10 protein-coding genes are annotated in these 8,018 nt (G+C 61.5%); 4 read left to right on the top strand and 6 right to left on the bottom strand.

What is annotated here, in order from left to right:
• The first annotated feature begins 272 nt into the window (after positions 1-272).
• A complete protein-coding gene (locus NW852_RS08610; RefSeq protein ID WP_414348894.1) occupies positions 273-893 on the top strand; it encodes a uracil-DNA glycosylase in 621 nt (206 codons plus the stop codon).
• Between the two features lie 85 nt (positions 894-978).
• On the opposite strand, the gene NW852_RS08605 is transcribed toward NW852_RS08610, so the two are convergent.
• On the bottom strand, positions 979-1,827 hold the full coding sequence (locus NW852_RS08605; RefSeq protein WP_414332663.1) for a methyltransferase domain-containing protein: 849 nt from the start codon (positions 1,825-1,827) through the stop codon (positions 979-981).
• A gap of 137 nt (positions 1,828-1,964) precedes the next feature.
• Here NW852_RS08605 and NW852_RS08600 point away from each other — a divergent pair, with 137 nt between their 5' ends.
• Positions 1,965-3,572, top strand: a complete 1,608-nt coding sequence (locus tag NW852_RS08600) for a B12-binding domain-containing radical SAM protein (RefSeq protein ID WP_414366625.1) — start codon at positions 1,965-1,967, stop codon at positions 3,570-3,572.
• Between the two features lie 8 nt (positions 3,573-3,580).
• Here the strand turns inward: NW852_RS08600 and rbsK are convergent, their stop codons facing one another.
• Entirely contained in the window at positions 3,581-4,498 is a 918-nt protein-coding gene (gene rbsK, locus NW852_RS08595) for a ribokinase (protein WP_414366623.1), read from the bottom strand.
• A gap of 120 nt (positions 4,499-4,618) precedes the next feature.
• Here rbsK and NW852_RS08590 point away from each other — a divergent pair, with 120 nt between their 5' ends.
• The gene (locus tag NW852_RS08590; RefSeq protein ID WP_414360996.1) at positions 4,619-4,930 is read left to right on the top strand and encodes a YbjQ family protein; all 312 of its coding nucleotides are present in this window, start codon (positions 4,619-4,621) and stop codon (positions 4,928-4,930) included.
• A gap of 10 nt (positions 4,931-4,940) precedes the next feature.
• On the opposite strand, the gene NW852_RS08585 is transcribed toward NW852_RS08590, so the two are convergent.
• Together NW852_RS08585 and NW852_RS08580 are read right to left on the bottom strand one after the other, a co-directional pair.
• Entirely contained in the window at positions 4,941-5,690 is a 750-nt protein-coding gene (locus NW852_RS08585; protein WP_414366621.1) for a YebC/PmpR family DNA-binding transcriptional regulator, read from the bottom strand.
• A gap of 154 nt (positions 5,691-5,844) precedes the next feature.
• Complete coding sequence (locus NW852_RS08580; protein ID WP_414366891.1) at positions 5,845-6,309, bottom strand: hypothetical protein; 465 nt, start codon at positions 6,307-6,309, stop codon at positions 5,845-5,847.
• Positions 6,310-6,924: 615 nt separating this feature from the next.
• On the opposite strand from NW852_RS08580, the gene NW852_RS08575 reads away from it, so the two are divergent.
• Positions 6,925-7,527 (top strand): hypothetical protein, encoded by a 603-nt coding sequence (locus NW852_RS08575; protein ID WP_414426648.1) that lies wholly within the window; start codon positions 6,925-6,927, stop codon positions 7,525-7,527.
• Here NW852_RS08575 and NW852_RS08570 read toward each other — a convergent pair.
• Together NW852_RS08570 and NW852_RS08565 are read right to left on the bottom strand one after the other, a co-directional pair.
• Positions 7,524-7,841, bottom strand: a complete 318-nt coding sequence (locus NW852_RS08570; protein ID WP_414399250.1) for a hypothetical protein — start codon at positions 7,839-7,841, stop codon at positions 7,524-7,526. The genes NW852_RS08575 and NW852_RS08570 overlap by 4 nt on opposite strands.
• The coding region (locus NW852_RS08565; RefSeq protein WP_414426647.1) for a hypothetical protein at positions 7,783-8,018 on the bottom strand (236 nt) is incomplete at its 5' end. The genes NW852_RS08565 and NW852_RS08570, both read right to left, overlap by 59 nt.

The raw sequence follows: 8,018 nt of genomic DNA, 5'->3' as shown, positions 1-8,018 counted from the left end.
CTGCTGTCAAGCGGGTGAGGAAACCCCACCCGCCTGCGCGGTGGGGTAGTTCATCAAGACGTAAAGGCTGCCCTTTTGGGGAAAGAGACTCCAAGCTTGACAAGGGCAGAGGAGCAGCCGAAGATCGCTGCACAAGGATCCCTCACCTTGCAATGGCTGCCAAGAAAAGACCCTCGGAGCTTCAGCCCAGCCTATTTGACGATCCCCTAGAGCCACCTGCCTCTGCAACGGAGACGCTTCCCCAATGGGATCAGATCCCGCTCTCGGCTCAGGTGCCCATTCCCCCCGGCACCTATCGGGATCTAGAACAACTGGAGCAGCACTGCCGAGTCTGCCAGCGCTGTGAGTTGGCGGCCAACCGTACCTATGTGGTGGTGCACCGAGGTAACCCTAAAGCCAAGATCGTGATTGTTGGCGAGGGGCCGGGGGAAAACGAAGATCTGCAAGGCCTGCCCTTTGTAGGTAAGTCCGGCCAGTTGCTGGACAAGATCCTGGCCTCGGTGGGGCTGGATCCCGAGCGGGATACCTACATCTGCAATGTGGTCAAGTGCCGCCCCCCCAACAACCGCGTACCCACCCAGGCGGAGATGGACGCCTGCCGACCCTATCTCTTGGAGCAGATTCGCCTGGTGGATCCCTGGATCATTTTGTTGACGGGGGCCACTTCGGTGCGCTCCCTTTTGGGGGATAAGCGGGGCATTACCAAGATCCGCGGCGAGTGGATCCAGTGGCAGGGGCGCTGGTGCATGCCCATCTTCCACCCCGCCTACTTGCTGCGCAACCCTGACCGCACCCCCGGCAGCCCCAAGTGGTTGATGTGGCAGGATATTCAGGCGGTGAAGCAGAAGTACCTAGAACTTGCTGGCGCAACGCCACCCCAGCAGGACTTTTGAGCCCACTTTCCCTGTCGCTTACGTGGCCAGCGCTGCTGCCCTCACCCCCAGCCCCTCTCCCTTGGGAGAGGGGGGTATGGGATCCCTAACTTGCAGGCTTGAAGCCGCTCAGCAAGCCAAAGCGCAGCAAGCCGGTGGCATAGGCCCGCCGCATCAGGCCCAGCCCCAGCGCCCCACGAACGGTGACCCAGCCGCTGCGCACCAAAGCCGGGATCCACCGCCAATCGCGAGCCGAGGCAATTACCTCATCCCAAAAGGGGGCCACCCGCTCCGACCAGTCGGCGGTGCGCAACTGCTCGAACCCCACCTCTTGGGCCAGTGCTTCATACTCCGACAAGCTGATGACATAGGGCAGGCAGTACACGTCGTAGATCTGCTGCAAAAGCCGCTGATCCTGGCGGCTCAGGGATCCCTCGCGGTGGCACCAGGTCACCACCATCATCTGCCCGCCCGGCTGCAAGACCCGCCAGCCCTCGGCCAGAAACCGCCGCTTATCTGGCATGTGCTCGCCGCTTTCCAGAGCCCAGACCAGATCGAAGGTGTGGTCGGCAAAGGGCATTTCCAGGGCATCGGCCACCCAAAAGCGCACCCTGTGGCTCAGACTGGCCTCCTGGGCCCGCTGCGTGGCCCGTCGGGCCTGGACAGGGCTGAGGGTAATGCCTGTTACCTCGGCGCCAAAGCGCCGCGCCAGCTCCAGGCTGCTCCCTCCAATGCCACAGCCGAGATCGAGGATGTGCTGAGGGGGTTTAGGATCCCCGATCTGGCCCCATTGAATCACTCGCTCCATGAGATCGATCTGGGCTTGGCGGCGATCCTTGCCGGTCTGGCCCGGCTCATAGTAGCCGTGGTGCATGTGCTCCCCCCACACCTGCTCCCACAGGCCGGAGGAAGCATCGTAGAAGCGGCGGATGCGTTGGTTGAGGGGGGAAGCCATCCAGTCAGGAGCGGGTCGGGATCCCTTCCATTCTGGACGATCTGGCCGTCCCTGCTGGCCCTGGACGCAGCCTGACAAAACCCCGATTAAGCTGGGAAAGTAGGCCCTTGCCGCCCATCCCCCTTTCTTAGACTGCCTTGGCCACCTCGGAATTGGCTCTGGAACAGCTTCTCTTCACCCCGGCCACACCTGCGCCTGACGCGGTGCGGGTCATCTACGCCTTTCCCAACACCTACTCGGTAGGGATCACCAGCCTCGGCTACCAGGTCATCTGGAGCCTGCTGGCCAGCCGCCGCGAGGTGGCGGTTGCCCGCCTGTTTACCGACCTGGCCGAGCCGCTGCCGCGGGATCCGGAGCTGGTGGGCTTTTCCCTGTCTTGGGAGCTGGACTACGTCCATATCCTGGATCTGTTGGAACGACAGGGGATCCCCCTCCAGGCCGAGGCGCGGGAAGAAGCGCATCCCTTGGTTTTTGGCGGCGGCCCGGTGTTGACGGCCAACCCTGAGCCCTTTGCTGCGTTCTTTGACTTGATCCTGCTGGGAGACGGGGAAGGCCTGGTGGAGCAGATGATCCAGACCTATCAGCAGGTGCGGCAGGGATCCCGGGCCGAAAAGCTGCAGGCGCTGGCTCAGGTGCCGGGGATCTACGTGCCCAGCCTCTACGAAGTCCACTACCGCGGCCCCGACGGCCCGGTGGAAAAGGTCATTCCCAAGCGGGACGGGATCCCCAGCTCCATCCGCAAGCACACCTTCCGCGGCAACACCCTCTCGGTGTCCACCGTGGTTACCCCCAAGGCGGCCTGGGAGAGCATCTACATGGTGGAGGTGGTGCGCAGTTGCCCCGAGATGTGCCGCTTTTGTCTAGCCAGCTACCTAACTTTGCCCTTTCGCGCTGCCGATGTAGAAGGGCATCTGATCCCGGCGGTGGAGCGGGGGCTGCAGGTTACCCAGCGGATTGGCCTTTTGGGGGCTTCGGTAACCCAGCACCCCCAGTTTGAGGAGTTGCTGGAGTACCTGGCGCAGGATCGCTTTGAGCAGGTGCGCCTTAGCCTGGCCTCGGTGCGCACGGGCACGGTCACGCCTCGCTTGGCGCAAGTGCTTTCCCGCCGCGGCAGCCAGTCCATTACTGTGGCCATTGAAAGCGGCTCAGAACGGCTGCGCCAGGTCATTAACAAGAAGCTAACCAATGAAGAAATCTTGGCGGCGGCCGCCCACGCCCAGGCCGGCGGCCTGAAGGGGATCAAGTTCTACGGCATGGTGGGGATCCCGGCGGAAACCCAGGCCGACCTGGAGGCCACCGTTGCTCTTTTCAAGGAGCTCAAGAAGGTGGCTCCCCGCCTGCGCTTGACTTTGGGCTGCAGCACCTTTGTCCCTAAGGCCCACACCCCTTTCCAGTGGCAGGGGGTGGATCCCCAGGCCGAGAAAAAGCTGCAGTGGTATCAAAAACATCTGCGTCCCCTGGGCGTGGAGTTCCGTCCCGAAAGCTGCAGTTGGTCGGTCATCCAAGCCCTCATCTCGCGGGGGGATCGGCGGGTGGCCCGAGTCTTGCAGCTAGCCCGGCAGTGGGGCGAGTCCCTGGGCAGCTTCCGCCGCGCCTTCAAAGAGCTGCAGGGACAACTGCCGCCCTTGGACTACTACGTGCACAGCAACTGGGATCCGGCGGATCCCCTTCCCTGGCAGCACATCCAGGGCCCCCTCAGCCTGGAGCGGCTGGCCCAGCACCGCCAAGAGGCCTTCTCCACGTAGCCCAGAATCTAGGGATGGGGGCCTGCAGCGGCCAGAAACGCCTCGATCTCGGCGCGCTGGGGCAAACTGGGCTGGGCCCCAGGGCGGGTTACACACAAGGCCGCAGCGGCATTGGCAAAATGGAGGGCTTCCCTCAGGGATCCGCCAGCAGCCAGGTAGGCGGCCAAAGCACCGCAGAAGCTGTCGCCGGCAGCAGTGGTATCCACCACCAACACGGGGTGGGCTGGCAGATGGCCCCTTTCCTCCCCATCGGCCCAGACCAAGCCCGCTCCCCCCAAGGTGATGATCACTGTCGGGATCCCCTGCTGTTGCAAGGCTTGGGCCACTTTTTCGGCTTGCGCTGGCGTCTCCACTGGAGATTGGGCAAGGGCAGCGGCTTCGCTTTCATTGAGCACCAAGTAGCGCACCTGACGCAGGAGGGATCCCGGCAGGGGAGCCATAGGGGCGGGATTGAGGAGGACAGGGATCCCTTGGGCAAAGGCCTGCTCCGCCACCGCCTGCACGGTGGCTAGGGGGATTTCCAGTTGCAACAGCACTAGAGCCGCCGGCGTCCAGGGGGGCAGATGCTCTGGCAGGTAGCGACCATTGGCCCCGGGGCTAACCACAATCCGGTTTTGCCCTGCTTGATCCACGGTAATTAGAGCAATACCGCTGGGTCCTTCCAGCTGCCGTACGTAGTGGGTAGCAACGCCGTTTTGCTCCAAGTTCTCCTTTAGCAGGCGGCCAAAGCCATCGGATCCCACTGCCCCCCACATTTCCACCTGGGCTCCCGCCCGGGCTGCTGCCACCGCTTGGTTGGCCCCCTTGCCCCCAGGGTAGGTGGCGTAGTCCGATCCCAGCACCGTCTCCCCCGGCCCCGGCTGGTGTGGCACCTGCACCACCAGGTCTAGATTTAAGCTCCCCACTACGCGAACGAGGGTCGTCATTGGCTGGCTGGAAAACGTTGCCTCCAGGGTAGCCAATTCTAGCTCCCGCTACAGTCTAAGAACTCCCCACCTTGGAGCCTCTCGGCTAGCTTAGTGAGGAGGTGACGCGGAGAACGAGCCATGCTGCTAGCCACTACAGACATGCTCCAAGGTAAAGAGGTGGAGCGCTACCTGGGCATTGTTACTGCCGAGGTAGTTTATGGCACCAATGTTCTGCGGGACTTCCTTGCTGCCCTCCGCAACATTATCGGGGGACGCACAAGAACCTACGAAGAAGTGTTCGAGAATGCTCAGAAAAAGGTTTTGGAAGAGTTGGAGCAGCGAGCCAAACGTTTGGGAGCAAATGGCATCCTAGGCGTTACCATTCATACCAACATGAGCACGACGCTGATCCTCGTTACCGCCGCCGGCACCGCCGTCAAGTTGCGCTAAGCCTTTCCCCTTAGGCCAGGCTCTCCATCACTGCCTCGTCAATCTCGAAATTGGCGTAGACATTTTGCACATCGTCCAAGTTGTCCAGCCGTTCCATGAGGGTCAGCACCAGCTTGGCCGTCTCGGGATCCTCCACATGCACTTCTGTGGAAGGGATCCAACGGATGGCCGCCTCCTGCACCCGGTAGCCCTCTTTTTTAAGGTAGGTGGCCACCTGCTCCAGCAGGGTGTAATCGCAATAGACCTCTGCGCCGGTCCCCTCCACCTTGAGATCCTCCCCCCCTGCTTCGGCTACCGCTAGCAGCAGAGCTTCGGGATCTGTCACCTCCTCTAGGTTGATCACCCCTTTTTGCCGAAACAGCCAGCTCACGCAGCCGCTTTCCCCCAGGCTGCCGCCGACTTTGCTGAAGGCTTCCCGTACCTCGGCAGCCGTGCGGTTGCGGTTATCGGTCATGGCCTCAATCAAGACAGCCACGCCCCCAGGGCCGTAGCCTTCGTAGCGGATTTCCTCCAGGGGGCTGTCGTCGGTCCAGTTGCCGGATCCCTTGGCGATGGCCCGTTCAATGTTCTCGGCGGGCATGCCTGCCGCCTTGGCTTTCTCTACCGCCGAGCGCAGCCGAAAATTGGCTTCCGGATCCGGCAGGCCGCTGCGCGCTGCCACGATGATGGCGCGGGAAAGTTTGGTAAATAGGCTGCCTTTTCTGGCATCTACGCGGGCTTTTTGCCGCTTAATGTTGGCCCACTTGCTGTGTCCTGCCATACCTGCACACTGGTCAAGCAGTAGGAGGGAAGAGATCCCCTTAACTCCGAAGCCTAGATCACCCCAGGCCCAGGACTCAACCCCACCCCAGCTCCAGAACCCTAGCTTGGATCCCCAAGCAAAACCCCATGAACAGCAACCAGCCCTATCAAGGCTAAATGGGCTGCCGCTCGATGACATCCCCCGGTGGGGGTGGAGCTTCGGGGGTTGGTGAAGCTTCTGGCGTTGCTTGCGGTGGGGGCGTTGGTGTCTCTCCAGGAGCTGGCGTGGGAGGTAGAGGAGGCCCAGGCTCTTCAAGCACAGCCCCAGGCGGAGGGGTCGGGGTTTGCGGCCGAGTTAAAAAGGGCGTTACCTGTTCCAGCAGCTTGGCATAGAAGATTCCATCCTGCTCTAGCCCAAAGCGACCCACCGCCCAGCGGTGACGGGGCACCAACAACGTTTGCAGCAGTACTTCCCGACTGGCGAAAGAGGGAGTGCCCACAAAGACATAGCCATCGACGATAACACGGTTCAAGTCAGGCCGAGTTTGAAACACCCGATCCACCTCCCGCAGCATCTCTGTATCCAGCCGCTCCAGCAGAGTTTCCAGAGTATCTTCAGGCCTGACCAAAACCCGCACGGGGAAGCGATAGCCTTCGCACCGATAATCTCCGCAAAGTTTAACCAGCTCGTTCCGAACTCGGATCTGCACCGCCGGATCGAGGTCTCTCACCGGTAGGGGGACTTCTGGCTCTGGCTGCTGTTCCGCTTCCTGGGCCCAAGTTAGAAATCGGCCGCCCCCTGCCCCCAATAGCAGCGATCCGCACAACAAGCCGAGTCCCAGACCCTGGAGGGGGAAGCTCCGGCCTAGGTTGCCCTGCCTGGAGCGCTGTGAAAAGCAATCCCGATTCGGGCTACTCGGCGGGTTGTTCATAGGTTAACCAATACGGCAGCGATGGCTATCGCCAACTCTACCCGACATCTGCCTAGGAGGCACTAGGCCAGGGGAAAAATGGAGTTGCTCTTGCTGGGTATCGCTGCTCCTAGGAAGCAGACTAACCAGTTGAAAGGGCATCCTTGTTTGCTGCAGCTTGCCGAAATGGCTGTAGTCTGGAGAAGCTAGTGATCCTGTGGCAGAGGAGTGTCTATGTCGTCATTGCCGGCATCGAAGGTTGGGGGATTGCAGGTGCGTTTTTTCTGGGGCCTTCTAGCCTCGACTCTCCTTCTAGCAAGCTGTGGGGGGTCTGGGGGGACAGTGCCACCTCCGGTCAATGTCTGCGAGCAGGCCTTTAGCCCAGAGTTTTTCGCATCAATTGGCCTGCGCCGCCAAGGAGATAGCCGCAGCGGAACCTTGGGGCCGAATAGCCTTTTGGAGTTCTACTTCGATAGCGCTGGCGAGGTTCAAAATGCCCGGGAAGTTCCACCGCCTCCTGGCACCTTCACCTTTTACTCAGATGGATTTCTCTACTTTCCTTCTGCAGCCAACGTTACCGGAGTTACCATCCGCCTAACCAGTTCAGTCTTCGATCCTTTGCTGGCCATCTCTGGCTTTGATGCCAACAGGAACTCTGATCCGGAACTCATCTTTATCAACGATGACGCAGCTCCTGGCAATTTCACCACCTCTGAGCTGACGATCCCAGTACGGCAAGACCGCTGTTACTTAGTGCTGGTGCAAAGCTACTGGGCCCAGAATGCCCGCAGCTCTGCTCCGGGTAGCCCTGGCCGCGGCCCCTACACCCTCGAGGTGGTCAGGGAAACCTCTGCCACTCCTCCTCCTCCCCCCGCCATCCAGCAGAAGCCGGAGGATCCGGAGAACGGCGGTGGCGGCGACCGAGGCGGCGGCGTGGGTATTTAACTCTGGCGGATGAGCCTGATGGCAAAGCTGGCGCTGCCACAGGTGGCTGTGCCGCGAATGGAGCGCCCGTCAGGGCTGACAGTGCCACTCCACGTGATGGTTGGAGTACCGCTGCCCCCTATCCTGCCGCTGACAGAAAATTGGTTGCCGATGAGCTGGCCGCTGCGCTCCGCAAAACCGGGAGAGGAAACCCTGAGCTGGTTGCCGTCTTGACGAATGGAGACGGTTTCCTGGATACCGGTTGCAACATTAACCTTACACAGGGATCCCTGCCAGACAAAGGATCCTCCCTCGTAGAGCCACTGGCCGCTCAAGGCAAGCTCTGCCGCAGGCGTTGGCGTTGGTGGAAGTGGTGTCGAGGTGGGCGGCGGGGGTAGAGTTGGGGTAGGGGTAGGAGTGCGAGGAACAAGTGGCGTCAATCGAGGGGTAGGAGTAAGCGTTGGTGTTGGCACCGGAGTGGGAGTGGGTGTCGGTGCCGGAGTTCGAGTAGG

It is taken from the genome of Synechococcus sp. H60.1, assembly GCF_047462335.1.
Classification (GTDB): Bacteria; Cyanobacteriota; Cyanobacteriia; order Thermostichales; family Thermostichaceae; genus Thermostichus.
This window is presented reverse-complemented; position numbering and strand designations above follow the sequence as displayed.